The 24,311-nt window shown below is 47.7% G+C and carries 18 protein-coding genes; 5 read left to right on the forward strand and 13 right to left on the reverse strand.

Annotation, left to right across the window (positions count from 1 at the left end; translation table 11 throughout):
- The first annotated feature begins 145 nt into the window (after window positions 1-145).
- Window positions 146-655, forward strand: coding sequence for a YbhB/YbcL family Raf kinase inhibitor-like protein (locus AC07KQ_RS12580; protein ID WP_003567772.1), 510 nt, complete (start codon window positions 146-148; stop codon window positions 653-655).
- A 75-nt stretch (window positions 656-730) separates the two neighbouring features.
- Here AC07KQ_RS12580 and AC07KQ_RS12585 read toward each other — a convergent pair whose 3' ends face one another.
- The 5 genes from AC07KQ_RS12585 to AC07KQ_RS12605 form a co-directional block, all read right to left on the reverse strand.
- Window positions 731-1,009: a hypothetical protein gene (locus AC07KQ_RS12585; protein ID WP_003581148.1), complete on the reverse strand. Its 279-nt coding sequence runs from the start codon at window positions 1,007-1,009 to the stop codon at window positions 731-733.
- Window positions 1,010-1,044: 35 nt separating this feature from the next.
- Window positions 1,045-2,028 carry a DUF1002 domain-containing protein gene (locus AC07KQ_RS12590; RefSeq protein ID WP_003567776.1) on the reverse strand — a complete coding sequence of 328 codons (984 nt, stop codon included), beginning with the start codon at window positions 2,026-2,028 and terminating at the stop codon, window positions 1,045-1,047.
- Window positions 2,029-2,245: 217 nt separating this feature from the next.
- On the reverse strand, window positions 2,246-3,187 hold the full coding sequence (gene ppx / locus AC07KQ_RS12595) for an exopolyphosphatase (RefSeq protein ID WP_003567778.1): 942 nt from the start codon (window positions 3,185-3,187) through the stop codon (window positions 2,246-2,248).
- On the reverse strand, window positions 3,184-5,346 hold the full coding sequence (locus AC07KQ_RS12600) for an RNA degradosome polyphosphate kinase (RefSeq protein WP_003567780.1): 2,163 nt from the start codon (window positions 5,344-5,346) through the stop codon (window positions 3,184-3,186). Before AC07KQ_RS12600 ends, ppx begins: the two co-directional genes overlap by 4 nt.
- The gene (locus AC07KQ_RS12605) at window positions 5,343-6,872 is read right to left on the reverse strand and encodes a Ppx/GppA phosphatase family protein (protein ID WP_003567781.1); all 1,530 of its coding nucleotides are present in this window, start codon (window positions 6,870-6,872) and stop codon (window positions 5,343-5,345) included. The genes AC07KQ_RS12600 and AC07KQ_RS12605 overlap by 4 nt, the downstream gene beginning before the upstream one ends.
- A gap of 386 nt (window positions 6,873-7,258) precedes the next feature.
- Between AC07KQ_RS12605 and AC07KQ_RS12610 the strand changes: the two genes are divergently transcribed.
- From AC07KQ_RS12610 to AC07KQ_RS12620, 3 genes are all read left to right on the forward strand, one after another.
- Window positions 7,259-8,191: an aldo/keto reductase gene (locus AC07KQ_RS12610; protein WP_003567783.1), complete on the forward strand. Its 933-nt coding sequence runs from the start codon at window positions 7,259-7,261 to the stop codon at window positions 8,189-8,191.
- A 289-nt stretch (window positions 8,192-8,480) separates the two neighbouring features.
- The gene (locus AC07KQ_RS12615) at window positions 8,481-9,305 is read left to right on the forward strand and encodes a class I SAM-dependent methyltransferase (protein ID WP_003567785.1); all 825 of its coding nucleotides are present in this window, start codon (window positions 8,481-8,483) and stop codon (window positions 9,303-9,305) included.
- Window positions 9,306-9,327: 22 nt separating this feature from the next.
- Window positions 9,328-9,828: a GNAT family N-acetyltransferase gene (locus AC07KQ_RS12620; RefSeq protein ID WP_003571512.1), complete on the forward strand. Its 501-nt coding sequence runs from the start codon at window positions 9,328-9,330 to the stop codon at window positions 9,826-9,828.
- 428 nt (window positions 9,829-10,256) lie between these two features.
- Here the strand turns inward: AC07KQ_RS12620 and AC07KQ_RS12625 are convergent, their stop codons facing one another.
- From AC07KQ_RS12625 to AC07KQ_RS12660, 8 genes are all read right to left on the reverse strand, one after another.
- Window positions 10,257-11,612, reverse strand: coding sequence for an MATE family efflux transporter (locus AC07KQ_RS12625; RefSeq protein ID WP_003567789.1), 1,356 nt, complete (start codon window positions 11,610-11,612; stop codon window positions 10,257-10,259).
- Between the two features lie 214 nt (window positions 11,613-11,826).
- Window positions 11,827-12,687, reverse strand: a complete 861-nt coding sequence (locus tag AC07KQ_RS12630; RefSeq protein ID WP_003571520.1) for a TPM domain-containing protein — start codon at window positions 12,685-12,687, stop codon at window positions 11,827-11,829.
- Window positions 12,688-12,695: 8 nt separating this feature from the next.
- Entirely contained in the window at window positions 12,696-13,304 is a 609-nt protein-coding gene (locus AC07KQ_RS12635) for a LemA family protein (protein WP_003567793.1), read from the reverse strand.
- Window positions 13,305-13,489: 185 nt separating this feature from the next.
- A complete protein-coding gene (gene trpS, locus AC07KQ_RS12640) occupies window positions 13,490-14,506 on the reverse strand; it encodes a tryptophan--tRNA ligase (protein WP_274990910.1) in 1,017 nt (338 codons plus the stop codon).
- Between the two features lie 748 nt (window positions 14,507-15,254).
- Window positions 15,255-17,381, reverse strand: a complete 2,127-nt coding sequence (locus AC07KQ_RS12645) for an ABC transporter ATP-binding protein/permease (RefSeq protein WP_003567796.1) — start codon at window positions 17,379-17,381, stop codon at window positions 15,255-15,257.
- A 114-nt stretch (window positions 17,382-17,495) separates the two neighbouring features.
- A complete protein-coding gene (locus AC07KQ_RS12650; protein WP_003567798.1) occupies window positions 17,496-18,821 on the reverse strand; it encodes a dihydrolipoyl dehydrogenase family protein in 1,326 nt (441 codons plus the stop codon).
- Window positions 18,822-18,826: 5 nt separating this feature from the next.
- Entirely contained in the window at window positions 18,827-19,786 is a 960-nt protein-coding gene (locus tag AC07KQ_RS12655) for an ABC transporter ATP-binding protein (RefSeq protein WP_003567800.1), read from the reverse strand.
- Window positions 19,786-21,318 (reverse strand): ABC transporter permease/substrate-binding protein, encoded by a 1,533-nt coding sequence (locus AC07KQ_RS12660; protein ID WP_003567802.1) that lies wholly within the window; start codon window positions 21,316-21,318, stop codon window positions 19,786-19,788. Before AC07KQ_RS12660 ends, AC07KQ_RS12655 begins: the two co-directional genes overlap by 1 nt.
- Before the next feature lie 657 nt (window positions 21,319-21,975).
- Here AC07KQ_RS12660 and helD point away from each other — a divergent pair.
- Window positions 21,976-24,264, forward strand: coding sequence for an RNA polymerase recycling motor HelD (gene helD / locus AC07KQ_RS12665; protein ID WP_274990911.1), 2,289 nt, complete (start codon window positions 21,976-21,978; stop codon window positions 24,262-24,264).
- The last annotated feature ends 47 nt before the right edge of the window (window positions 24,265-24,311 follow it).

Raw genomic sequence — 24,311 nt, forward strand, 5'->3', positions numbered from 1 at the left:
CCGATTTCTAACCGCGGCCGCTCACGCTCTGTCTTAAACACGGTTGCTGACCCAGAAACCGGGCCAGCTCACGCTCTGTGATAAATTGGCTTTAATTATTTTTATCCTCTATCATTAAGGTAGCGATAAAAGGGAGGAAATTCAAATGAAACTATCCGTACCACTTATCAATGGTCAACTTGCCGATCGCTATGGCAAGCATGCAAGCGGCAGTGACGTTAAAAATGGCTATCCCATTACGAGTTTTCCTTTTACGATTGAGGATGCCCCTGCCGAAACTGTCAGTTTTGCACTTTGGTTCCTTGACTACGATGCTGTACCGGTTGGCGGCCTACCATGGATTCATTGGAATGTAGCCAATATTCCCGCCGACAGCACAACATTCCCAGCAGGCGCCAGTCATACCAATAAGGTGCCAATGGTCGAAGGCAAGAACGCCACCGCTGGCCACCTCGTCGGCAACACCGACCCGTTCACACAGGCTGGTTATGTCGGCCCGCAACCACCAGATAAAGATCACGATTATACCTTAATCGTCTTTGCATTGGATACGAAATTGCCACTGCAAGCTGGCTTTTGGCTAAATGAAGCTCGGCACGCGATGAAGGGCCACATATTAGCACAAGCAGAAATTGATCTGCCTTCGCGCGTTTAACCGACAAAGATGAAAAACCCCTGCTGACCAGCGTCAGCAGGGATTTTTTCATTTTGACACCAGCTTCTTAAACTGTCAGCTACCATCGCCTGTGTTCAGCCATAAGGCACCAGCGCCGGCTGCAGCTAAAACGCCGACACCAATAATACCGACTAACGCAAACTTAAAAATGGCAAAGCCGCCAAGTGCAAACAGTATCAGACTGATAAAGGGATGACGGAGGATCGCACCCAGTAACTTAATCACCAAAAACAAAATGATGATCACCGCCACCACTGCACCAATCAAAATTGCGCCAGTTAAGGTATGACCATTGCCACTACCCTCTGTCGTTGTTAAAATCGCCGGAATCATCACAAACTGTCACCCCTTGCTTAAACCGCGAAAAATTATTTGATCAGGCTCTGAATCCATTGAGCGATACCATTAAAGAAACTCACGATGCCATCCCAGATTTTTTGCAGGAAATTCCGATTTTCTTCAGTGTTCAGGCTCTTATTGAGTTTATCAAACAAGCCTTTAGCAGAATTCTGAATGGAATCGGCCAGCTTCCCTGCCTGTGCTTTAAAGTCATTGTTCTTTAGTGAGCCGGCTTTTTGAACGTTCACTAGTAAGTTGATGATCAATTGCCGCTGATTGTTGTTAATAATCGTTGTTAAATTATTCTGTTTAAGCTGACTGTCTACGATGTTACCGATCTGATTTTGGGACAAAGTCTGCTGCCCGTTGTTACTTTGACTGGCCATTTGCTGTTTCGCACCCGCCACGGCATTATTGAGCTGCTTGTCAGAATAACCATCTTTGTCCTTATTCGCTTGGGTGATCGAACTCAAGGTGTTGACTTCCTGCTGAGCAGCATTGATTTGCTGGTTATTCAAATTTTCGCCATTTTGAGCAAAAGCCGCATAAACCCCTGCCAAGGCACCTGAACCATCAATTCTAACCGCGCTGGTAATGTAGAGGTTGGCATTGCTAACCCCAGCGGTTAATGCCGCATTACGATATTGATCAGCGGTGATGGTGGTGATGTTATTGGTGCCATTATAAGGGACGATTTTGACATTAATGCCCCCATTATCAGTCTTTTGAACCAACGCGCTAGACCAGACGCCTGAGCTTTCAGTAAAAGTACTACCTGAAGGATTGAGGTACTTCACCAGTGTGGCCCCATTCACGGTCAGTTGACTGGCATTGTTGACCCCGGCAGCATTTTGTAAAGTGCTCAGGGTGCCGCTTTTTTGATCAGCAGTCAGTGAGGAACCAATTGTTGCCACTGGTTGTGACCAAGTATCGGCTCGCACCACATGCGGTGCTGCGGTTAGCAAGGCCAAGCCTGCAACGGCCAGACCTAGCCATTTCATAAATTTTTTCATGAGTAAAATCCATCCTTTTAAATGCGTTCTCCAGCCCAGAAACCTCCGCATAGGGACCTCAAGCACAATGACCATGACCCAGTCATCGCACTTGAGCGCACTTATGCGCCGGCTTCTAACCGGGCTGGCTCACGCTCTCCTTTAGATTGGTACCTTCATTATCGCTGCTTCAGCGCACCCCGTCAGCATGTTTACCAGACTTTTAAGCAATGATTAACTAATGCTCACGCTGTGTCACTGCACGCGTGTTCAAATGATCGTACAGCGCGCCTTCTCGCAAGCCAAACTGTGAGAAGGTGAGACGATCCGAGTCTAGATAACGAATCATCGAGATAACCGGCATCAAACCGCCCACGATAATATCAGCGCGAAACTTTGACAGCCCCGGAATTGACTCCCGCGTGGCCAAATCTGCACCAAGAATTTCCTTAAAAATCGCATTGGCCTGCTTTGTCGGCATCCGATAGCCGTGAATTGCCTCAAAATCAGCCATTTTTTCCTTACGTCGTTCGATTTTCGCCAACGTCCGATTGCTTCCGCCAAGCGCGATAATCGGCAAATTCTGTGCCCGCCGCAGCCACCAGATGCTGTTAAAAGTCTCATGAATAAACGTACTTAAAGCAAAATACTCCGGCGCCGAAATCACATCCGGATTCAAAAACCGTTCGGACAGGTTGACCGAACCAAAAGGAATCGATACCAGATGTTGCAACTTCCGATTTTGAACCAGAATCAACTCGGTTGAGGCACCGCCTGTGTCCATAATTAAGGCGTTTTGAATCGGCAAGGTGTTGATGACGCCTAAAAAGTCATACTCGGCTTCACGCGTTCCCGGAATCACATTGATGATCAACCCCGCTTCGTTCTTCACCCGTTTGAGGAATTCTTTTTGATTCTTGGCTTGGCGGACAGCAGCTGTTGCAACCGCCTTTAAATCAATATCAGCATACTTATTCAGCTCCGTCTTAAACCCCTGCAAGGCTTTCAGGGTGCGATCCATTGCTGCGGGCTGCAAAACGCGATCTGGCCCCATGTCCTCAGACAATCGCACCATTTCTTTGAGCCGTTTGATCGGCTTGACAACCTCTTGCTCGATTTCCCAGATCGTCATCCGAGCTGAGTTACTGCCAAGATCAATTACTGCAAAATGATGCGTCATGCGTCATCGTCCTCCTTGGGTGCGGTTATCGGAATAAAAGTATGCGTTGCATGCAAGTCTTCAGGAGCATCATCAACTTCCTCACGTCGCAATGCTTCACCCATGGCTTCAGCATGTTCAATGAAGTATGCCTGTGCATTGAGTTTTGTAACCCCGCGTAATTGAGCACGAACCCACGTACTGTCCGGTTGTAAAATTCGCGTTTTAACGTTATCTGCCCACATGATACTGAAAATTTTGATGATGCGTTCGCGAATATCGTCCTGCAAAATCGGGAACAGCAGCTCAACTCGGCGGCTCAGATTGCGGTTCATCAAGTCAGCAGATGAAAGGTAAACATTTTCCTGCCCATCCGCATAAAAGTAGTAAATTCGGCTGTGTTCCAGCAACTGTCCGACAATCGAATGTACTGTGATATTGTCTGAAACTCCGGGAATACCAACCTTCAAGTTGCAGATCCCACGAATAAGGAGATGTATCTCGACACCAGCATTGGAAGCTTCATAGAGCTTCTCGATCATGGCCGTATCAGATAGCGAGTTCATCTTCATCTGGATCAAGGCCTTGCGCCCCGCCTTAGCAGCAGTAATTTCTTCATCAATTCGATCCATCAGATAGTCTCTGATGCCCAGTGGTGCAATGACCAGCTTGTGAAAATACGGTGGTTCCGAAAAGCCAGAAAGCATGTTGAAAATATTAGACGCATCTTCACCAATTTCGTTGTTGCAAGTGAACAAGCCCATGTCGGTATAAAGCCGCGCCGTCACATCGTTGTAATTTCCGGTCGCCATGTGCATATAGCGCTTGATGCCTTCCTCTTCGCGACGAACAACCAACGCCAACTTACAATGTGTCTTCAAACCGACCAAACCATAAATCACGTGGCAACCGGCATGTTCCAATTCTTGCGCCCAATGAACATTATTCTCTTCATCAAACCGCGCCTTCAACTCCACCAATACCGTGACCTGCTTGCCATTTTCTGCAGCTTTTTTCAGGTAACGGATGATCGGCGATTTGCTTGAAACCCGATACAGCGTCATTTTTACCGCAAGCACTTGTGGATCTAATGCCGCTTCGCGAATAAAGTCAACAACTGGCTGAAAGCTGTCATATGGGTGCTGCATGAAGACATCGCGATCCTTAATGACATCAAAAATCGACTCTTTCTTGAAATCCGGATCCATGTACGGTGTGAATGGCTTGAATAGCAAATCTTTATGATCGTGCACTTGTTTGACCAATTTGCTGAGAAAATTGAGATCAATCGGACCATGAATTTCATAAACGTCTTCATCCTTCACATTCATAGCCTTGATGAGACGTTTGCGCAAATGCTTGCTCATACCAGCTTCAATCTCAAGCCGCATCACTTTCCCGCGTTGACGCTTTTTCAACTGGGATTGAATCTCCTTCATCAAATCAGATGCATCCTCTTCGGCCACATCCATGTCCATGTCACGGGTAACCCGAAATGTAGCCGTTTCTTTGATGTCAGCACCAACAAACAGCTCACTGACAAACATCCGCACGACTTCTTCAAGCAAAATAAAGACATTGTCATCGCCTGGCAGCCGCAAAACCCGCGGAAAAACATCAGGCACCTGTACCATCGCAAACGACCGTGACTTATCGCCTTTATCATCAGGCCGAACCAGCCGAATGGCCAAATTCAGACTATTATTGCCAAGAAATGGGAACGGCCGCGTCGGATCAACTCCCATCGGGGTTAAAACGGGATACAGTTCATAATGGAAATAATCTGAGACAAAATCGTGCTGTTTCTCCGTCAATTCTGATGCATGTAGCAGTTGAATATCGACAGCACTCATTTTTGGCAACAGCGAACGAACCAATGTTGTGTATTGTTTCTCCACCATCGCGTGGGCGGTTTCGGAAATTGCGTCTAACTGCTCTTGCGGTTTCAATCCTGCTGCATCCGGCTGATCATAATTAACTGTGACCATTTTTTTCAGCGACGCAACGCGAATATTGAAAAACTCATCAAGATTGCTTTGCGTAATACCCAGGAAACGTACCCGTTCTAGCAACGGGTTATTCTTATCCCGGGCTTCTTCCAGTACCCGATCGTTGAATGCCAGCCAACTGAGTTCACGGTTATTAAAATAACGCGGCTTTGAAAAATCTAGTTTCTTCATAAAATGTTTCTTCCTTTCAGCTCAAGCCCTAGCCCGAATACCTCAGAGAAAAACTTTCCTTTGCGTGCTAATGTCCAGCGTTCAAGTTCAATATCATCATCGGCTCTGGCTGTTAACAGCACTTCATTTGGTTTGACAGAAACCCGTAATTGCTGAATCTTCTGTTGGCGAGATGCGTCTAGACTATCTGCAACGCGTAGCAAGGCGGATAACTTAGCCACAACTAAGCGATTTTCGGTCGACATTGTTGGAAAGTTCTTTAAGTCCGATTGCGGTGTAATGGAGCTGTGAAACCGTGTAATCGTTGCCACCATGGTTACTTCAAGATCATTGAGCCCCATAATTTCAGATGCTTTGATGATGTAATTAGAATGTGCGTAATGTTTGTGTGTTTCAATGTAACTACCAATATCACTAACCGTTGCGGCGACTTCAAGCAAAAGACGCTCGCGTTTGCCCATGCCGTGCAACTTTTTCAATCGATCAAACAGCTGTAAGGCAACCGTCCGTGTGGCTTGCATATGGGCTTCATCAACTTGGTAGCGTTCTGCCAAATTATTCGCACTGATGACAATTTCTTCATTTGGATCAAAGCCCAGCTTTTTAAAGCCGCCTTCATGTGCTGCATTGACTTCAATACCATCAATGGCTTTAAGATCTGAGATCCAAATAGATTGACTGTTGAGTGTTTCAACCAACCGATACACCAGCAAAACTGTCGGCAAAACCAGTGATGTTTGGTCAGAAGTCAAATCATAGGTATCTGCAAGGTACTGGTCAGAAGCCTTTGTCACTTCATCGTATAATAAATCAAACCCTGGCCGATCAGTTTCTACCTGATGCTTGCCTTCCGGAATGATATTTTGAAAAATCGACAGATTACTACCCATTAAAATCATATTGGTGTACTCAACACCTTGTGGCAACAGCCGCATAAAGTCGAGCAAGCGACTGTCGATATAGTCGCGCATCACTTCAACATAATTTGTCACCGAGCGTTGGACATCACTCATGATTTCATACACTCGCAAAGGGCCAAGTGACAGATTACGCGAGAAGCCAAACACGCCATTGCTGAAGGTAGTCAACTCAACTGACCCTGAACTGATATCAATCAGCACCGTGCCTTTTTGCGTAATCGATTTAAACTGCGGAAACTTCACCATGATCGCTTGGGTACGAAAAAAGGCTTCTTCTGATAGTGAGGTAGTTTTAATGAGCCAGCCAGTTCGCGTATAAAGCTGATCACGCACAAACTCGGCATTATCAGCTTCGGCCCAACTGGTACTTGCAAATACATTAACAGTCGGTACGCCATAGTCTTTAAAAATTTGATTGATGGCATCAAACGCTTGTACGATCGCATCAACAGTATCGGGCAAGATTTCATGTTCTGCATAAAAATCATCCCCAATGGCAACTGGATATCTACCGCGTTCAATTGTTTTCAGCGTCCGCAGATTTGTGATGCTAAAAACGATTGCTTGTGCACCGATCATCACAAACCCTTGTATATTATTTGCCATTCTCGTTCCACCCATTTCTTTTCGTTTGCTACCTGACTGTCATCATGCTCTAATGCCATGATAGCACGGTAAACACCGCCTGCATGGCTTTTTAGACAAGCCTTATTACTGACAATCGGTCTATCTACCTTTAGTTTACCAAAAATCGGCATCAATCTTTACTGAATGTGCTATAAGTAGCGCTTTCTTCAACATTTGGTCCGACCAATGGCAGACTCGACTGCTGGCTAGTCAGGCATTGGCCAATACCACAGACTTAATAACCATCACAAAAGCATGCGATAGCCTCAAATTAGGTCGTCCTTGAGGGTGCTTTCTCACGCAATCATCACTGCTTTTGTGATAATCTTAAAGCATCATGGAACAATTCTGAAAGGATGCTCATTATGAAAATGATTGATCTAGGCCGTTCTGGTCTGCACGCTTCTGCCATTGCGTTAGGTGTTATGCGTTTGCCGAATCTCGATCGGCCGCGAGCAACCGAACTACTTGATGCTGCTTATGACGTCGGCATTAACTTTTTTGACAATGCTGATGTTTACAGCAATGGTAAAGCTGAACAGCTTTTTGGCGATGCGTTGAAGAAGGCCAGCTTTACACGTGATCAAGTCCTGATTCAGACTAAGGTCGGTATCGTCAATGATCGAAAAGCGACCCATCGCTATGATTTCTCCAAAGAGCATATCGTGGATGCTGTCAATGGCAGTCTTAAACGCCTTGGTACCGATCATGTTGACAGCTTGCTATTGCATCGACCTGACCCGCTCATGGAACCAGAAGATGTTGCTGAAGCCTTTCTGCAATTGCAAAATGAAGGTAAAGTTCGGCAGTTCGGGGTTTCCAACTTCAATCCTGCTCAGATTGAACTGCTCCAACAGGCGGTGCCGCAACGATTGATCATCAATCAATTGCAGTTTTCCCTGATGCACACAGGCATGATTGATGCCGGCATGCATACAAACATGGCAGATGCCCGTTCCATTGATCATGATGGCGGTCTTCTCCCATACAGTCAGCAGCATCATATGGCAATTCAGGCGTGGAGTCCTTTCCAATATGGCTTCTTTGAAGGTGTCTTCATCGACAACGATAAATTCCCTGAATTAAATGCCTTACTTCAAAAGCTGGCCGATCAATATACCACCAATCCCAACGCAATTGCTGCTGCCTGGCTCTTGCGTGTACCAGCTGATGTGCAAGTCATCGCCGGAACCACCAAACCCGCTCGCATTCGCGCCATCGCCGAAGCCGGCGACATTGCTTTGACCCGGCAAGAATGGTATGACCTCTACTTCGCCGCCGGAAACGACCTGCCATAATCAGACAGAGCGTTCAATGGCGCGGTTAGAAACCGACGCATAAGCGGCCTCAAGTGCATTGACCGGGCTTTGGTCAGTCTGCTTGAGGTCCTTACACGCAGGTTTCTGCGACTGCGAACGCGTTTAGACAGGGCGTGAGGAGTCGCGCTTAGAAATCGAAGTGTAAGTGGCCTCGGGTGCGATGGTCGGCCTTTTACCATTGTGCCCGAGGTCCTCACACGCAGGTTTCTGCGACTGCAAACGCGTTTAGACAAAGCATGAACCAACACATTTTTAAAAGGAAAATCCTATGGAAAAACGACTCGACTACATTACAGATCTCATGGCACTTGGTCCAACCGCCAATGCAAGGACCATTCAGCGTCGCCAAACTGCCCATCGACTCGCAATTGCTGAGGCATGGCAGGTAAAACCCGGCGAAAAAATTCTAGAAATCGGCTGTGGGCAAGGCGACCTGAGCGCCGTTTTGGCTGATCAAGTCGGCTCAGCCGGGCATGTGACTGGCATTGACATCGCCTCGCCTGACTACGGCGCCCCGCTGACGCTTGGCCAAGCATGGAACCACTTGCTTGCGGGACCGCTTGGTGATCGCTTAACGGTTCATTTCAACACTAATCTTTCGGATGATCTTGGGCCCATCGCCAATCAGCATTTTGACCGGGTTGTCCTGGCACATAGTCTTTGGTACTTTGCTTCCGCCAACGCCCTCGCCTTATTATTCAAAAACATGGCAGCTGTCTGTGATCACGTTGATGTCGCCGAGTGGTCAATGCAGCCAACTGCGCTGGATCAAATTGGGCATCTGCAGGCGGCTATGATTCAAGGCTTGCTGTATGCCATTGCTCCAAGTGATGTCGCCAACATTCGCACGTTGATCACGCCGGACACTTTGGCACAAATCGCACATGATAACACATGGACCTACACCGCTGGCACCATCGTCGAAGACCCTACTTTAGATGATGCTCACTGGGAGATTGCAACAACCAATGCGCTTTTGACCGAACTCAAGCTCAGCACAGATTTGCGTGATCGTGTGAAACCATTGCTCGAGGCTATGAGCCATAACGGTACGGCAAGTTTAGCAACCTTTACGGGCCGCATCACATTTTAACCAAAATGGAGGTCATCAGACGTTGATTGAATTTACCCCTGCCACAGCCAGTGATTTACCAAAAATTGTCGCCATTTACAATGAAACTATCCCGACCCATCAAGCAACCGCTGACTTGCAGCCGCAAACAGTCGCTGAGAAACAAGCTTGGTTTGCGGCTCACAATAACCATTTTCCCGCTTGGATGATTCAAGTTGACCACAAAATCGTTGGCTGGCTGACACTGTCGGCTTATAGTGACCGCTCAGCTTATGACCAAACTGCCGAAATCAGTTTATACCTTGATGTGGCCGCCCGCGGTCACCACGTTGGCAGCGCGGCATTGGCCTTTGTTGACCGCGAAGCACCCAAGCACGACTTAACCACTGTTCTCGCCCGAATTTTTGGGCATAACCAAGCCAGTCGCAACTTGTTCACCAAATTCGGTTATGACCACTGGGGCCATTTGCCAGCCATCGCTATCCTGCCAGAAGGAGAAGCGGATTTAGAAGTCTATGGCAAACACTTTAAAAGCAGAGCGTGAACTGGCGCGCTTAGAAACCGGAGCATAAGCGACCACAAGTGCATTGGCCGGGTTTTGCCAGTGTGCTTGTGGTCCTTATGTGCAGGTTTCTGCGCCAGTGAACGCGTTTAAAAGAGCGTGAACTGGCGCGCTTAGAAACCGGAGCATAAGCGACCACAAGTGCATTGGCCGGGTTTTGGCCAGTGTGCTTGTGGTCCTTATGTGCAGGTTTCTGCGCCAGTGAACGCGTTTAAAAGAGCCTGAACTGGCGCGCTTAGAAACCGGAACATAAGTGGCCGCAAGTGCATTGACCGGGTTTTGCCAGTGTGCTTGTGGTCCTTATGTGCAGGTTTCTGCGCCAGTGAACGCGTTTAAAAGAGCGTGAACGCGTAAAAAGCGTTTGACTGATGCTAACGGGCTGACCCGTTGGCGATCAATCAAACGCTTTTTTAATCTTGGTGCCCAGCCAATTCATCTTCCTGCTGTCTAATGCGCCGCATCGTCCGAACATACGAGCTGACTAGTACCAGCACACTGCCGAACCACGCCAGCGGGTTGGCCGCCGATGCACCAGCAAAGCCGAATGGCACAACGAGGAAAATCGCCGCAAACGCCCGCATCCCCAATTCGAAGAATCCCGCAACCGTTGGCACCAACGTCTGGCCAAGACCTTGCAACAAATTACGAATCGTGAAAAGAATCGCCAACAACCAGTACATGCTGGCATTGAAGTGGAAATAAGTCTGGGCTAAGGCCGTCACAGCTGGTTGATTCGGCCCGAGAAACAAATTCACTAATGGTTTGCTGAAAAGAATAATAACCACACCCAGCACTGCCGATAAGCCGACGTTCACCATCAAGGTTTGATAAACTCCGCGACGGATTCGCCCATATTCCTTCGCACCCAGATTCTGCGCAGCAAACGTCGCCATTGCCACCCCAAAAGAGGCTGACGGCAAGGTCGCTAACTGGTCAATTCGTCCAGCCGCCGTATACGCAGCAACCGCATTGGTGCCTAATGTATTCAACATCACCTGCAAAATGACAGCGCCAATTGCGATAATCGACATCTGAAACCCCATCGGAAGCCCAACTTTTAAATGCTGAACAATATCGTGCCAATCAAAGCGCAAATCACGACGCCGAATCATTAGAAGCGGTATCCGCATGCGAATGTAAATCCAACAGAGCAACGCCGCGATCACTTGCGCGCTAACCGTTGCATAGCCGGCACCAGCCACCCCCGAATGAAACCCGAGAATGAACCAAAAGTCCAATACGATATTAATAATGGTCGCAATGATCAAGAAGAACAGCGGTGTTCTTGAATCGCCCAGTGCGCGCAGCATATTGCTTAACAAGTTAAAACTCATTGATGCAATAATGCCGAAATAGATAACCCGCACAAAGGCAATCGAACCATCCATGATATCCGGTGGTGTCTGCATCACGGTCAATAATGGTCGTGTCATCGTGACGGCTGCTACGGTGAGAATCAGTGAAATCCCAACCGTGATCCAAATGCTCGTACCGAAACTGCGTCGCACACGGCGATAATCATGAGCACCATAGGCCTGTGCTGTCAAAATAGAAAGTCCAGCCGTGGTCCCTTGCGCAAATCCAATAATCAAAAAAACAATGCTGGATGTTGCCCCAACTGCCGCCAACGCATCCTTACCGATCGTCCGCCCAACAATCAACGCATCCATAAAACTATAAAGCTGTTGAAAAAGATTGCCAATCAGTAATGGAATCGTGAACAGCACGATTAATTTCAATGGCTTACCGATGGTCAAATTCCGCATTAACAAATCCTCCAAAAATGATCGTGTGCTCACCCAATCAGGATCGCACTTTTCAACAACGGGATTGCACACGTAAACTACCTGTCCGTCATCGGATATCACTGATAAGCGATATGACATGCGCTCGTTCCCGTTCATAAAAGACTAATTCAACAACCATAGCACAAAAAACCAGGCAGCGACTCGCTGTCTGGTAATTGAAATATATTTGCAATCAAACATCGGCACCACCGCCGCCGGAACTGCCGCCGCCCCAGCTGGAACCGCCACCGGAGCCGCCTCCGAAACCACCGCCGAAGCCGCCTCCGCCGCCACGGCGGCCAGAAGATAGCAGCGCGTCCAGAATAACCCAGAGCCAAAAGCTACTGTCACCTCGACCACGGCGACCACCACGACCACCGCCGCCGCGACTACCAAAGATGATGGCCACAACGACGACAGCGATAAAGATGAAAACAATTTTCGTCAAAAAGTTGCCGCCGCTGTCTTGACTTGAGTTGCGATATTGATTCATCGTCTCATCAGAAACCGTGTTTTGATCTTTAGGGAACTTGTATTTCTTATCGATGACTGTCGCAACCGCATTGAAAACCTTGCGAATGGCCTGATTCAGTTCTTTAGGATCATGTGACTTGATGTCCTTCAAATTGTCATTCAAGATTCGCCCAGCCAGCGCATCAGGCAAATCACCTTCCAAACCATAACCAACTTCAATGCGCATGTTCTGCTTGCCGCCATTATTCGCATAAAGCAAAAGCACCCCGTTATCGGTACCTTTCTTGCCAATTCCCCATTTCTGGAAAAGATCCGGTGCATAGTCTGACAAGGGGTCGCCATGGGTCGACTTTAAAGCTGCTACGGCAATTTGCGGCTGTTGTTTAGTGCCTTGGTAATACTGATTCTTACTGTCGATCAGTTGCTTGGTACTTTCATCAAGCACACTGTCTTGATCTAGATAGTAATGCTCGGTGGGCCGTGCCGGCAGATCTTCGGCTGCCGCCACTGGCTGCGCGGCGCCAGTGAACAACAACAAACCCGTCAGCGCGGCAACAAACCACGCTAAGTGCCTGCGCATGATGCCACCTACTTCCCGGAACTAGAGCTGTTCGTTGAAAAGTCAACGCTTGGAACCGTTTGGGCAGCCGGTGTTGCTTTGAAGGTGTCCTTCTTCCCTAAGCCCATCATGCTAGCAAAAATATTCTTCGGGAAGGTCACAACACTCTGGTTATAATCACGAACCTGATCAATATATCGCTTACGTTCAACCGAGATTCGATTTTCACTACCTTCAAGCTGCGTCATCAAGGTGTTCACCTGATTGCTGCTTTGCAGTGTCGGGTAATTCTCTTTAATCACGTTGATCAAAGTACCCACACTCTTGTTCAACTGATCATCGGCCTTAGCTTTGTCAGTTGTCGAACTTGCATTAGCATACGACTTGCGGGCTTCAGCAATGTCACCAAAAACCTTCTGCTCTTGGCCCATGTTGCCTTTAACCGCATTAACTAAGTTAGGCACCAAGTCAGCCCGTCGCTGCATGACGTTTTCAACCTGGCCCCATTGCGCTTCAACGGCTTGATTCTGCTTAGCTAATGAGTTGTAGGTGCCGATTCCGAAGATCAGGCAGATAGCAACAATCACACCAAGGACAATACTTGTGACCGCAACTGGACTTAATCGTTTCGTTTTCATTGATATGAATTCCCCTCTAATGCGTTCACAATTACCTACCTTTTCACGGAAAAAGCCGTCAGAAAACAACGGTATTTCCGTGAAAAGGCAGGCTACAACTGCTCACGCTTATCATCAATTTCCTGCTTATACCATCATTCTACCATGACGACGGTTTTCGACATCCGGCTTAAGACGGAACTTGACTATTTAAAGTAGTTGAATCCGATCGCATCCCGAACTTCCTGAAGCGTTTGATTAGCCACCACATTGGCTTTAGCCGAACCTTGCTTGAGCATATCAGCAACCGCCCCCATATCCTTGGCATAGTGCTCCCGCCGAGTGCGGATAGGTTCAAGCACTGCCTCCATGACATCAATCAGGTAGCGCTTGATCTTCACGTCCCCTAAGCCGCCATGTTGGTACTGGGCTTTCAACTCAGCAACTTGCTGCTTATCAGGATCGAAAATATCAAGATAGGTAAAGACAACATTACCTTCCACCTTACCGGGGTCTTCAACGTGAATATGGCCCGGATCGGTATACATTGACATAATCTTCTGCTTAACGGTATCAGCGTCGTCCGCCAAATAGATCCCGTTATTTAAGCTCTTGCTCATTTTGGCATTACCATCAATCCCTGGCAACCGGCCAAGACCGTTTGGTGGAAAATAGCCTTCAGGTTCAACCAACACATCTTTGTGATAAGTCCGATTGAACGTGCGCACAATCTCACGAGTCTGCTCCAGCATTGGCTCCTGATCGTCACCCACGGGCACCGTTGTCGCCTTAAACGCCGTAATGTCAGCCGCCTGACTAACGGGATAAATGAAGAAACCTGCTGGAACGCTATCACCAAAGGCTTTTTGTTTAATTTCAGCTTTCACGGTTGGATTACGTTCCAGCCGGTTCACCGTCACCAGATCCAAGTAGTAGGCCGTTAATTCAAACAAAGCCGGAATCTGGCTTTGTACCAGAATCGTCGTCTTGTCTGGGTCAATCCCAACCGCCAAATAATCCAAGGCCACTTCCAGCAAAGAGTGGCGAATTTTTTCTGGATCGTTGGCGTTGTCCGTCAATGCCTGCGTATCGGCAATCATAACAAACGGTTCGTATTCTCCAGAGTTCTGCAGTTCCACACGATTTTTCAGTGAACCAATGTAGTGACCAATATGTAACCGTCCTGTTGGTCGATCACCTGTTAAAATGATTTTCTTTGCCATACTTGTTTCCTCCTTATATTGTGAGCGCGAGCCAGCGTGGGTGAAACCGGAGTGTAAGCGGCCTTGGGCGTGATGGTCGCACTTTGACCATTGCGACCAAGGTCCTTACACGCAGGTTGCAGCGCTGGCGAGCGCGTTATAGTGAGCGCGAGCCAGCGTGGGTGAAACCGGAGTGTAAGCGGCCTTGGGCGTGATGGTCGCACTTTGACCATTGCGACCAAGGTCCTTACACGCAGGTTGCAGCGCTGGCGAGCGCGTTATAGTGAGCGCGAACAGGAGCGCTTAGAAACCGGAACATAAGCGGCTTTGGGCGTGATGACCGGTTTTTGGTCATTGCGACCAAGGTCCTTATGCGCAGGTTTCTGCGACTGTGAACTCGTTATCGTAAAAAAAGCGCCCTATGTCATAACAACATAGGACGCAAGCGCGCGGTACCACCTAACTTGTCCGCCTTGCGGACCTCTCTTGGCTTAAGGCGCACCCACCGAACATAACGCAAACGACCCAACTTTGCCTACCATGGTCATCGACGTCACAGCATTGTCGACTCTCTGGAGACCACTTAGATAAGCTACTCATCGTTTGTGTGAATATGGGTTTAGGTTAGCTAAATTCGCTAGTGATGTCAATGCAAGGTTACATCTGTGACTTATCAATTTGCTCAGTTTTGTTCCAACTAATGACATCAATTATTCGATGCGGTAGCAATGACAAATGGCATGGTAAGCGCACCTTTGATTCAATCAAATCAGCCACGTTTTTGCCCATATGAAGCCTTTATAATGTCAATCGGGTCCTTACGGCTAATCAGCCGAATCGGCCATAAGCTAGCAAAAATGGTCACTCCGAAACTCAGAGCAAGATTTGTGATAAAAGCTGTCAAAATGATGGCTATGAAGTGAACTCCCAAACGCAGCGCCATTATCGTTGCCGCAACCACAATTAAAAGCGCAGCACCACCAAAACAATAGCATCCGTATTTCATGGCATTCCAGAAAAGAATGCGCCGAACATCTTTAGTTGTGAAACCAACCGCTTTTAAAATCCCAACTTCCCGCAATCGCTGTCGATTGTTCATACTGAAAAGTATGGTCAACGCAATCATACTTGCCATGATGAATAAAAGTGCAATCTGCCGCGTGCCGTTCTTCGCTTTCTGCACAGTAGCATTCAGTGACGCCACATTCTGTGCAACTGAGGAAACACTATAAAAACCGGAACTTGATTTGATAGTTTTAGTCATTGAAACCATATCGTTATAACTTTTAGCTTCCAATCTGAGCGCGCTATACCCAAAAGGCTGTTGCTTGAAGCCTTGAAAAATCTGATCTGACGTTGTATTTGCTCGAATCGCGCTGTGCAGCAAAGTCGTCATGCTAGCATCATCCATGAAAAAAGCGTTACCTTGCTCTGACCGATCATAAGGATAGTTTGAGGCATAGACGCCAGTGATGGTTGCTGCCAATGGCTGCTGAACATATATATTGCCATCTATCGCGACCTTCTTTTTATTATTGGTTGGCAGCTCACTTTCTGAAAGATATTGTGCATATGGAATATAGACTTCAAATGCTACTTGTTTACCCATCGCAGATTTTGTCGATATGTGATTTTTTTCAAGAAAGTCTTGGCTGACTATGAAGTTTGTTCCCACTTTAGCTGGATGTCCATTTGCATACAAATATTTTTTGGTCAAATCACTCTTATAAATTGGCTGGATTGAAAAGGTTTCATCGACATGATAACTTTTTCCGCCTAATGAAAAATTGGACCCTTTGGGAACCGGCTGTCTAACATTTTCTTTTGTCAGGCCATATGAAAGAAAGGTGTAGTAAGGCTGTACAGATGTAATCCCCGGCATTTTCTTGATTTTTTGGATCTGTTTAATCGTCAAATTTCGAAATGGATCGAGATCCTGATGACTGCCCGTACCAAGGGTGTTATTCGTGACAAAAAGTGAATTATCCGTTGCTTGATTGAGTTCACGTTGTTGCTGACTTGCCAAAATTTGTGGCACATTTAAAACTATGCTGGCAACGGCTAACATGACCGTAACAATGACAAGGAAGCCAATAGGCAGTTTTTTTGCTGATTGATAGTTGTCATAGACGAGCGCTTGCTTATTGGACAAATCTGATCGATATGTAACAGCAGATGCTGTCGGTTGGCCTGCCATGCTTTCTGGAATTGCACGATTGAAAAGTTTAGTACCCGACTGAGGCACTAATTGCCTGTTATTGATAGTCAAAATTTGATCAGCATAGTCTTCCGGCAGCGTTTCATGTGACGCAACGATCACAATCGCCTGTTGTTGGTGAGCAAAGTCCGCTAATTGTTCATAAAACATACGGGCATTTTCACTATCTAAGGAATTTGTTGGTTCATCAGCTAAAATAATCCGTGCACCGGAAATCAAAGCTCGACCAATAGCACCGCGCTGATCTTCGCCACCGGATAAATCCTCGGGCAACATGTGACGTTGGTCTTCAAGCCCCAGCTTATCCAAAATGGCTGTCACGCGAGCTGCTTTCTTTGCTTCTGGCAGGTTGCTTTTTAAAAGCGGCACTTTGAGATTCTCTTCAAGTGTCATCGTGTCGATTAAGTTATGTTGTTGAAAGACAAAGCCATAATCTTTCAGCCGCACACGCGCTTGTGTCGCATCATCCAGTGACCAAAGATTTTGACCATCATAAACCACTTCGCCTGCAATCGGCCGCTTCAATAAGCCAAGCACATTCAATAATGAAGACTTGCCAATACCTGACTGGCCTTGCAACAAATAAAAGTAGCCGCTTTTAAACTCATAAGAGACATCATGTAAAATCTCTCGATCAAACCTGATCGTCATATTCTTCAGCAATAAATTAGATTTCATTAGTGCCCCCTTCAAATACTCGGTTATCAGTTAATAAAAAAAGGACTGGCATAAAACCTACCAGTCCAACATATAATTAAAACAACATACCAATTAAGGTCATATCATCCCATATCAAAAGAGATACTGCAAATCACTCTGCGCACTTGGATAAGCATAGATCTTGTTTAAATCACTCGGCTTTTCACCAGTATCAATGGCCGCTGCGAAGGTATTGATCAAGTCCTCAGCCAAGCTGGCTAAGACGACAGCACCGGCAAGTCGGCCGGTCTTTTTGTCGACAATGGTCCAAACTTGCGCGTCAGGATCCTGGACCCGATTGTAAGTGTACCAGTGGGTCATCTCGTTGTGTTTGACGGTGTACTGATCAGGCGCTGCTTCAGCGGCCTCTAATGAAACCCCGACTTTGGCTAACTCCGTTGGGCCAAAGACGATAGTCGGAATGGCCGAATAGCTAATGGGTGCTTGGTCGCCTAAAATTTGGTTGGCAACATAACGGCCTTCGAAGCCGGCCACCGGTGTTAATTTAGGCTGTGGCTTCAAATTGACATCGCCGATTGCATAAATCGTCTCAACTGCGGTGCGAAGATGGTCGTCAACCGGAATACCACGCGTATCAGCCTTAATACCAGCATTGGCTAGCCCGAGGTCGGCAACATTGGCGATACGACCCATGGCAGTGATTGCCATGTCAACATTCAAATCGAAGTTATCAGCATGTAGATGGGTCATGGTACCTAAGGGCGTGATTTTAGTCAGTTCGACATTAGGATGAAAATGAATCCCGGTCTTGGCAAGCAATGGTTTTAAAGCTTCAGTGGCGACTTTGGGGAATGCCCGTAACAACCGATCAGAATGACCGATGATATGCACATCTGCGCCAGCCGCTGCAGCGATGTTGGCCAGTTCGACACTGACATAACCGGCTCCGATGAAGGCAATGCTGGTTGGTAACTGATCAAGGTCCAGAAAATCCCGACTCGTTTTAAGCAGATTGGCCCCAGGAATGTCCGGATAACGAGGCGTGTGCCCAGTTGCAATCACAATATGTTCACCGGTCACGTTTTGGGAGCCAACTTTGACAGCATGTTCACCTAGAAGCTGAGCATGACCATACAACGTCGTGATCCCAGCATGAGTCAGGCCATTCAATGTGCCAGCAGGTACGCCGGTTGTGTAACTGCGCTTGAAGGCCATTAAGGATGGCCAGTCAATCTTCGCCGTCCCACTGATACCAAAACCGTTCATGCGCAAGGCAGCATTTTTAACTTCGACACCACGATACAGCATTTTTTTCGGATCGCAGCCATAGTTGGGACAGGTGCCGCCCCACAAATCGTTTTCAACGACTAATACTTTTTGCTTTGCTGCTAAACCGTAAGCTGCTGCTAAGCCGCCTGGGCCGCCACCAATCACAATCGTTCCATAATCATAAGCCATCACGATCACTCCTTCGTCTCTGTGTTCTGATCGACAAATGCACTTGCGAGATAAGCGACAACACTATGGGTATTGACCACAAACGCACCATGTTCACTATTCACGCGCAACGCCTCATGCGCATCTAAAAGCGGCAACGCCTCGGCCAGCGTCAAGTTGCCGCCAACCGCATGCCGGGCCGACACATCCGCTGCAAATGGTGCTAACTGACTGAGCGTGACCTGCAGACCCTGATTGGCTTGCGCTCCCTTGAACAAATCCGCCACGAAATCGTTAGCCGGATTGGTCGCAATTTCTTCCGGCGTATCAACCTGCAAGAGTTTGCCACCGCGCATCACGCCGATCCGATCACCAAGTTTCATCGCTTCAGCCATATCGTGGGTCACAAAAATGACAGTGGTCTTCAAGGCACGATGCAAATGCAGCAGCATGTCCTGAAGCTGAGTGCGGGAAATCGGATCTAATGCTGAGAACGGTTCGTCCATCAAGACCACCTTAGGCCGTGATGCTAAGGCCCGCAAAATACCGATGCGTTGCTGCTGCCCTCCGGATAATTCGCTTGGCATGCGATTGCGATACTCGGCTGGCGGCAAATCAACTGTTGTGAGTAACTCGTCTGTTGCCGTCCGAATTTTTTGGCGCGACCAGCCCTTCATTTCGGGGATCACGGCAATGTTTTGCGCCACTGTCATGGTTGGAAACAAGGCGATCTGCTGCAGGACATACCCCAGATCCCACCGCAAGTCGCGCATTTTGTAACTGGTGAGCGGTTTGTCGGCAAATTCGATGACGCCGCTCGTTGGATCAACCAAACGATTGATCATTTTCAGCGTCGTGGTTTTGCCGCTGCCGGAGGTGCCGACTAGCACAAATAACTCCCCTTGATCGACCTTCAGGCTAAGATCGTTGACCACGGGCTTGCCGTCATATTCCTTTGTGACGTGTTCAAGACTGATCAATGCCATCAGCGCACCTCCTTCAGCAAGCCATGCTGAACCAAATAGCGGTGAGCCACAGTTGCGGCCTTTTCGTTCTTCACACTCACGGCATAATTCATGGTCTGCATCTGTTTTTCCGTAATTTGACCAGCCAACTTGTTCAATGCAGCTACAAGTTGCGGGTGTTTTTCGGCAAAGGCAGTTCGCATCAATGGTGCACCGCGATAAATCGGAAACAACCCCTTATCATCTTGCAACGCCACCAGATGATATTGCCGCAATTGCGCATCAGTCGTATACCCATCGGTCAAATTGATCTGCCCGCGGTCTAAAGCTTGGTAACGCAAGGAAGCATCCATTGAATCCACCTTAAACTGCAAGCCGTATTTTGATTGGATGCCCTTATACCCATCTTGCCGGTCAATGAACTCTAAATCAAATCCGGCGCGAATGGATGGTGCAATTTTGCCAAGATCGCTAATGGTATGCAGATCATAACGCTTGGCAAAACTTTCCTTAACGACTAAAGCATAGGTGTTGTTATACGCCATCGGTTTGAGATAACTCAGGCCTTGTTTAGCAAGCAGTTTCTTTGCAAGTGGATAATTATCTTTACCAGCCGTCACCTGTTGTTGCTGAGCGGCAGATGGTTTCGTCAAACTTGCCAGAACCGTCCCGGAAAACTCAGGGTATATGCCGATCTTATCGGTTCTCAACGCATTGTACAAGAAGCTCGTCTGTCCAAAGTTCGATTTCAACGTGACCCCGACATCAGGATCAGCTTTTTGAATGAGTTCTTTGTACATATTGATCAAAATATCCGGTTCACTGCCTAGTTTTCCCGCAATCGTGATAGTTTCCTTTGGTGCGGTCGCATAAGTGTATACTTGGCTGCCAACCATACCAAGGACGGCAACCGCCACAACCCCGACACTGACCTTCCAACTGACTTTTTGCATGACATTTAAGAGCCACGAAAAGACAATCGCCAATAGCGCTGCTGCCAAAGCACCCATTAAAGTTAACGCCGCATCATTTCGATCAATACCTAGCAAAATGAACGTGCCTAAGCCACCGGCGCCGATCAAAGCTGCCAGCGTCGCGGTACCAATGATCATGACCATTGCAGTCCGGACGCCCGACAAGATAACCGGTAAGGCGATGGGCAATTCAACTTTGAACAACTTCCGCAATCGACTCATGCCAAACGCATCGGCTGCTTCTTCATAGGAAGGATCAATATCGCGTAAACCGATATATGTATTTTGAAAAATCGGCAATAAAGCATACACCACTAAAGCAATAATCGCTGGCAGTGTCCCGATACCCACAAACGGAATCAACAACCCTAACAAGGCCAACGAAGGAATGGTTTGCAAAACACCAGTCACTTGCAGCAGCACTGCCGCAGTTTTGTGATGCGTCTGGACCCAAACGGCCAATGGAATCGCAATCACAACGGCGATCATCAAGGCAATTAAAGATATTTCGATATGTTGCCCCAAGGCACTAAGCAACTCGCCGTGCCGTTCAGAAATTGTCCGCCACAAATCAGCCATGTTATGCCTCCAATTGAATGTGATATGAGTAAGTGTAACACCTAGTTTTCACGTGCAACAAGATAAGGTGTGTTATATTCTGGCAAGTTCATCTTTCTTCTGGGAGCTGGTGAACTAACGGTAGTTCGCGTTAACTTCGCAGACGCCTGCCACTGTCTTAAACGCTTCAAGAAGCAGTGCCATGGGCAATCTAGCTCGAATACTAGGATAGAAAGCAGAGAGTTGGCGGAGCGGCGATGGGCTCAGTGGTGAGATTGGTCTTAGCAGAGTGGTTTTCTCCGCTTAGACCAAGACCGAGCTTCGAGACAGCGCGCCGGGCTTGCGCTTTGGCTCGAAGTCGTGCCCACCACTCTAGCTGCGCGGTCGCCACCCCGAATCGCCGCGGAGTCAACTCGGACAATAGGATCAAGTTTAATTAGAGTAGAACCGAGAAAAGCTTGACACATACGGGTCTGCTCACGCTCTCCCAAACGCGTTCGCAGGCCCAGAAACCTGCACATAAGGACCTCGGACATAAATGGCCAAAGCCCAGCCATTTATGTCCGAGGCCACTTATGCTCCGGTTTCTAACCGGGCCTGCTCACGCTCTTTACTTTTCCAAGTGCCCAGCGTACAATTATCGACACCATTTTAAACACCGAAAGGAGCGCCGTTTCTATGGAAAATGCAACGAAGGCAGAAGAACAGGCTCGGGTCACGGCGGTCATTGAGAAGCTCAAGGCAAGGCTAGCGGCCATTCATGACCAGATCGAAGCGGCGCACAAAGAAACCAGCCGGATTGAACGATCTTACGGTGAAAATACCAAGGTCAACGTTACCGAAGTCGATGACCAAATGGAAACCAACGCTGCGGTTCAACAGCAGAAAGTCATGGTTGCCCGCGCCGTCGAAAATGAAACCATTCTCAAACACGAAGGTAATCGTCTCACCCTGCTAGCGGACAATCCTTATTTTGGCCGTATCGATATTGACGAAGATGGCGATCCCGACACGCTTTATATCGGCACTGCCACCTTCATTGACCAAGATGGCGAATTCTTGGTTTATGATTGGCGCGCGCCGGTAAGTTCTATTTATTACAACGGTACCCTTGGCGATGTCAGCTACGATACACCAGCAGGCGAACAACACGCCACTTTGAAAAACAAGCGTCAGTTCCAAATCGAACACGGCCACATCAAAACCATGTTCGACACCAATGAAACCGTTGGCGACGAAATCCTTCAATCCGTTTTAGGCGATCAATCAGACGAATACATGAAAAATATTGTCGCGACCATTCAGCGCGAACAAAACGACATTATTCGTGATACCACCAGCGACTTGCTTGTGGTTCAAGGGGTCGCCGGCTCCGGGAAAACCAGTGCGGTCCTGCAACGCATTGCTTACTTGCTATATCACAGCCGTAGCGATCTGGATGCTGACCAAATGGTGCTTTTCTCGCCTAACCGCTTGTTTGCCAATTACATCTCACAAGTTTTGCCGAGCTTAGGCGAAAAGAATATGCGGCAGGCAACCTTGTTTGAATTCTTGGCAAACCGTTTCACCGGCTTACATGTTGAAACATTATTTGAACGTTATGAACATGATGCAGCTGGATTGCCGCCAGCTGCTGAGCATATCCGTCGCTTTAAAGAAGCGCCGCGCTATCTTGAAGCTATCTACGCCTATGCTAAGCAACCGAAGCGGACACCGCATTTTATTGACGTTGAGTTCAACGGTGAGACTTTCTTCTCAGCCGCAACCATCGCAAAAATTTATCAAGCCCAGCCAGCATTGATGCAGCCAGTTGATAAGTTTACCGCCACTAAGAATGCTTTGATCAAACGTCTGAATACCCGAATTCATATGGAAGCCAAACGAGACTGGGTGCAGTTGCGCGTTTCCGATCTGTCACAAACTGAATTGGAAACCTTGACCGCCGATCACGAATTCGAAACCGGTGAAGATGAACAGCGATTTGTCTCGGAAGCTATTGTCTCAAAAGCATTTTCACCAATCTACGATGCACTGTACAACGATCATTTTTACGATGTGTTCCAAGACTATCAGCAATTCATGGCACAGGTGAAACCACCCGTTGCTCCGGCTATCTGGCACACAATGGTCAACGCCTTTTCAGACGGAATCGAAGCGCATCAATTACGCTTAGAAGATGCCGCCCCGCTGCTTTATCTTCGTGATCTCAGCACCGGCAGCGGTCAAAATAGCCTGATTCAGTATGTTTTCGTTGATGAGATGCAAGACTTCAGTATGGCGCAGTTGTTGTACTTGAAACACGCCTTTCCTAAAGCCAAGTTGACTTTGTTGGGCGATGCCAAGCAAGACGTGTTTACCAGTAATTATCAGCCTAGTGATTTCATTCATGAAATCGAGGACGTTTTTTCCGGCTATAAAATTCGACTCATTACGTTGAACAAAAGCTACCGATCCACGCAACCGATTACTAACTTTGCCAAAGCTTTATTACCAGAACACGACCATATTCAGGCGTTTAACCGTGCTGGTGATAAACCAGAAGTCTTGACGGTAGCGCGCACGGAAGCACCCGATGCTTTGTCAAAACTGGTGACGCAACTGCTGGCAACCGATACCACCGTGGCGATTCTAACCAAAGATGCCCAAACGGCTGATCAACTTTACGCCACTCTCAAACTTGATGCACCAGTAACCTTGCTATCGGCTAATGACCATAGCCTTAAAAACGGTTGTGTCATTTTGCCAGTCTATCTCGCGAAAGGTTTAGAGTTTGACGCAGTCATCGGTTGGGATATTTCTGCAACCACGTATCAAAATGAAGCCGACCGTGATATTCTCTACACACTTTGCTCCCGAGCCTTGCACCATCTCACACTCGTTGCTTTGGACGCCCCAAGTCCATTGATCACGGCACTGCCCGCTGATCTCTACACACATGCAGGGGATGCCTCTGAGGCGCGTGTCTAATGCCACCCATGCATCATCAACAAACGCCCGTGTCTTCGCTGACACGG

This window comes from Lacticaseibacillus sp. YLM2-1, from assembly GCF_056583465.1.

Coding starts and splice junctions, on each gene's coding strand:
- AC07KQ_RS12645 (WP_003567796.1), bottom strand. CDS start 17,381: ATGAAATCTAATTTATTGCTGAAGAATATGACGATCAGGTTTGATCGA.
- trpS (WP_274990910.1), bottom strand. CDS start 14,506: ATGGCAAAGAAAATCATTTTAACAGGTGATCGACCAACAGGACGGTTA.
- AC07KQ_RS12610 (WP_003567783.1), top strand. CDS start 7,259: ATGAAAATGATTGATCTAGGCCGTTCTGGTCTGCACGCTTCTGCCATT.
- AC07KQ_RS12585 (WP_003581148.1), bottom strand. CDS start 1,009: ATGATTCCGGCGATTTTAACAACGACAGAGGGTAGTGGCAATGGTCAT.
- AC07KQ_RS12615 (WP_003567785.1), top strand. CDS start 8,481: ATGGAAAAACGACTCGACTACATTACAGATCTCATGGCACTTGGTCCA.
- AC07KQ_RS12650 (WP_003567798.1), bottom strand. CDS start 18,821: ATGGCTTATGATTATGGAACGATTGTGATTGGTGGCGGCCCAGGCGGC.
- AC07KQ_RS12605 (WP_003567781.1), bottom strand. CDS start 6,872: ATGGCAAATAATATACAAGGGTTTGTGATGATCGGTGCACAAGCAATC.
- AC07KQ_RS12600 (WP_003567780.1), bottom strand. CDS start 5,346: ATGAAGAAACTAGATTTTTCAAAGCCGCGTTATTTTAATAACCGTGAA.
- AC07KQ_RS12625 (WP_003567789.1), bottom strand. CDS start 11,612: ATGCGGAATTTGACCATCGGTAAGCCATTGAAATTAATCGTGCTGTTC.
- ppx (WP_003567778.1), bottom strand. CDS start 3,187: ATGACGCATCATTTTGCAGTAATTGATCTTGGCAGTAACTCAGCTCGG.
- AC07KQ_RS12655 (WP_003567800.1), bottom strand. CDS start 19,786: ATGGCATTGATCAGTCTTGAACACGTCACAAAGGAATATGACGGCAAG.
- AC07KQ_RS12580 (WP_003567772.1), top strand. CDS start 146: ATGAAACTATCCGTACCACTTATCAATGGTCAACTTGCCGATCGCTAT.
- AC07KQ_RS12660 (WP_003567802.1), bottom strand. CDS start 21,318: ATGGCTGATTTGTGGCGGACAATTTCTGAACGGCACGGCGAGTTGCTT.
- AC07KQ_RS12590 (WP_003567776.1), bottom strand. CDS start 2,028: ATGAAAAAATTTATGAAATGGCTAGGTCTGGCCGTTGCAGGCTTGGCC.
- helD (WP_274990911.1), top strand. CDS start 21,976: ATGGAAAATGCAACGAAGGCAGAAGAACAGGCTCGGGTCACGGCGGTC.
- AC07KQ_RS12630 (WP_003571520.1), bottom strand. CDS start 12,687: ATGCGCAGGCACTTAGCGTGGTTTGTTGCCGCGCTGACGGGTTTGTTG.
- AC07KQ_RS12635 (WP_003567793.1), bottom strand. CDS start 13,304: ATGAAAACGAAACGATTAAGTCCAGTTGCGGTCACAAGTATTGTCCTT.